The sequence below is a fragment of the Halorubrum tibetense genome (assembly GCF_042661865.1).
GTDB classification, from domain to species: domain Archaea; phylum Halobacteriota; class Halobacteria; order Halobacteriales; family Haloferacaceae; genus Halorubrum; species Halorubrum tibetense.
Window position 1 is genome coordinate 1 of record NZ_JBHSWW010000489.1, and the last position, 1,094, is coordinate 1,094.

Sequence of the window (1,094 nt, forward strand, 5' to 3'; positions counted from 1 at the left end):
CACGAGCGCACGCCCGGTGGTTTCGAGGGCGGTCGTCGCCAGCGACGCCACCTCCGCGGGTCGTTTTCCCTCCGCCAGCACCGCCTCCGGGATCCCGCGGCGACGCTCGCGATCGGCGTCGAACCGCCCGGACTCCGTGGTCACGTAGCCCGCTAACCGGGACTCCGCCTCATCGACGTCGATCTCGCCGGCCGCGAGCGATTCGAGTGTGTCGCGCGCGCCGGATCGCTCCTCTCGCATACCGATCCGTCCGTGCCGCAGGGGTTCGTAGCCGTCGATCCGCGCCGCCGACCGACCGGATCGGGAGGGTACCGACAAAAGACTTAAATACAGCGCCGAGAGGAGACCCCCGTGAACCGCCAGCACGGCGTCCCTCGCGGGGGAATTCAGGAACTCTTATTAACTATCGCGGGATACTGCCGATCGCATGGCAGACCTCATTGTCAAAGCGGCAGTCAAGGAAGCGCTGGACGACAAGAACGTCGCTTCGGACTTCTACGACGCGCTGGACGACGAAGTGGACGAGCTGCTCGAAGACGCCGCACGCCGCGCCGAGGCTAACGACCGGAAGACGGTCCAGCCGCGCGACCTGTAAGGCGCTCAGTCCTGCCGTTTTATTTCGACGCGCTCCCCGGCGAGCGGCCGCCACGTCGCACGAGCGACGGAGGCCCGAAGACGGCTGATGTGAGTCGTGAGCGTCCGGTTCGGATCACGGGCGTTCGATCCGGATCCCGTCGGCCGTCCCGATGTGGATCTCGTCGGCGAGGTCGACGAACAGCCCGTGTTCGACGACGCCCGGGCTCGTCGACAGCGCCGTCGCGAGCCGCTCTGGGTCGTCGATCTCCCCGAAGTCGCAGTCGAGGACGAGGTTCCCGTTATCGGTGACGACCGGGCCGTCCTTCCGCTTGGCGCGACGGAGCACCGGGTCGCCGCCCAGCTCCCGTACCGCCGCCGCCACGGGCGAGCGCGCGGCGGGGAGCAATTCGACTGGAACGGGACGGTCGAGAGTCGCCGACAGCTTCGAGGGGTCGGCGACGACGAGGAACCGATCGGCGGCCGCGTCGACGATCTTCTCGCGGGCGTGTGCGGCCCCG

Annotated in this window: 2 protein-coding genes and 1 pseudogene; 1 reads left to right on the forward strand and 2 read right to left on the reverse strand. The window is 68.6% G+C overall.

Going from position 1 to position 1,094, the window contains the following annotated elements; all coding sequences use genetic code 11:
* Positions 1 to 240 (reverse strand): annotated as a pseudogene (locus ACFQEU_RS16415) (nickel pincer cofactor biosynthesis protein LarB); the annotation flags it as partial.
* A gap of 187 nt (positions 241 to 427) precedes the next feature.
* Here ACFQEU_RS16415 and ACFQEU_RS16420 point away from each other — a divergent pair.
* Positions 428 to 595 (forward strand): DUF1931 family protein, encoded by a 168-nt coding sequence (locus ACFQEU_RS16420; protein ID WP_004047560.1) that lies wholly within the window; start codon positions 428 to 430, stop codon positions 593 to 595.
* A gap of 114 nt (positions 596 to 709) precedes the next feature.
* Here the strand turns inward: ACFQEU_RS16420 and rpiA are convergent.
* Positions 710 to 1,094 (reverse strand): ribose 5-phosphate isomerase A (gene rpiA, locus ACFQEU_RS16425; protein WP_379783899.1); only part of this gene is annotated, 385 nt, incomplete at its 5' end.